General features: G+C 59.8%; 2 protein-coding genes and 1 pseudogene. All 3 read left to right on the top strand.

From position 1 onward, the window contains the following. Positions 1-208 (top strand): annotated as a pseudogene (locus JCM19055_RS30970) (hypothetical protein); the annotation flags it as partial. Beyond that, positions 205-360: a hypothetical protein gene (locus tag JCM19055_RS30965; protein ID WP_305047358.1), complete on the top strand. Its 156-nt coding sequence runs from the start codon at positions 205-207 to the stop codon at positions 358-360. The pseudogene JCM19055_RS30970 and the gene JCM19055_RS30965, both read left to right, overlap by 4 nt. A 5-nt stretch (positions 361-365) precedes the next feature. Then, positions 366-707, top strand: a 342-nt coding sequence (locus JCM19055_RS30960) for a hypothetical protein (RefSeq protein WP_305047357.1), incomplete at its 3' end; no start/stop codon positions are given.

Genomic DNA, 707 nt, shown 5'->3' with positions numbered 1-707 from the left:
GATTCCCGTACCGCCCGTGGCCCCAGTAGTTCCAGTGCTTCCGGTATTGCCCGTAGCGCCAGTCGATCCGGTGATTCCAGAAATGCCAGTGGCACCGGTGCTACCCGTACCGCCTGTGACACCAGTAGGTCCAGTGATTCCGGTAATGCCAGTAGCCCCCGTTGGTCCAGTGATTCCGGTAATGCCAGTAGCCCCGTTGGTCCAGTGATTCCGGTACTGCCCGTAGCGCCAGTAGTTCCAGAACTTCCGGTATTACCCGTGGCACCAGTGCTGCCTGTAACCCCAGCAGATCCAGTGATTCCGGTACTGCCCGTGACGCCTGTTGCACCGGTACTACCGTACTGCCCGTGGCACCAATAGTTCCGGTGGCACCAGTGCTACCGGTAATGCCAGTGGTGCCCGTCGATCCGGTGATTCCCGTACCGCCCGTGGCACCAGTAGTTCCAGTACTTCCGGTATTGCCTGTAGTTCCTGTTGCACCTGTACCGCCAGTAGCGCCAATAGCGCCAGTCGGTCCAGTGATTCCGATATTGCCCGTCACCCCGGTAGGCCCAGTGATCCCGGTACTGCCTGTGGCGCCAGTTGTTCCTGTGACACCAGTTGTTCCTGTAGCACCAGTACTGCCCGTAGCGCCAGTAGCGCCTGTCGTACCGGTGCTCCCAGCAATGCCAGTAGTCCCAGTAAGTCCAGTACTGCCAGTGATCCCC

The sequence above is a fragment of the Geomicrobium sp. JCM 19055 genome, assembly GCF_000698185.1.
Lineage (GTDB): Bacteria > Bacillota > Bacilli > Bacillales > Marinococcaceae > Geomicrobium_A > Geomicrobium_A sediminis.
Note: the sequence above shows the minus strand (reverse complement) of the source record. Positions and strands in the feature narration are given on the sequence as shown.